This is a genomic window from Clostridium sediminicola, from assembly GCF_050402865.1.
GTDB classification, from domain to species: domain Bacteria; phylum Bacillota; class Clostridia; order Clostridiales; family Clostridiaceae; genus Clostridium_AF; species Clostridium_AF sediminicola.
In genome coordinates, this window is sequence record NZ_BAABMF010000091.1 from 1 (window position 1) to 264 (window position 264).

Genomic DNA, 264 nt, shown 5'->3' on the forward strand with positions numbered 1-264 from the left:
TATCGCAGCTTATCACGTCCTTCATCGGCTCCTAGTGCCAAGGCATCCACCGTGCGCCCTTTGTAGCTTGATCTTTTAGTTATTTAATCAACTTTTTACAAAGTTTGCTCAGTTTGAGCTTTGTTACAATATATTTCTTAATTCACTATGCAATTTTCAATGAACATAAATGGTGGGTCTAAGTGGACTCGAACCACCGACCTCACGCTTATCAGGCGTGCGCTCTAACCAGCTGAGCTATAGACCCATGTATGGTGGAGATAA

At 42.4% G+C, this 264-nt stretch carries 1 tRNA gene and 1 rRNA gene; both read right to left on the bottom strand.

Annotated features, from left to right (window positions below):
* Positions 1-73, bottom strand: a 23S ribosomal RNA gene (locus ACQ3F0_RS26875); the annotation flags it as partial.
* A gap of 97 nt (positions 74-170) precedes the next feature.
* A tRNA-Ile gene (locus ACQ3F0_RS26880) sits at positions 171-247 on the bottom strand.
* Between the last annotated feature and the right edge of the window lie 17 nt (positions 248-264).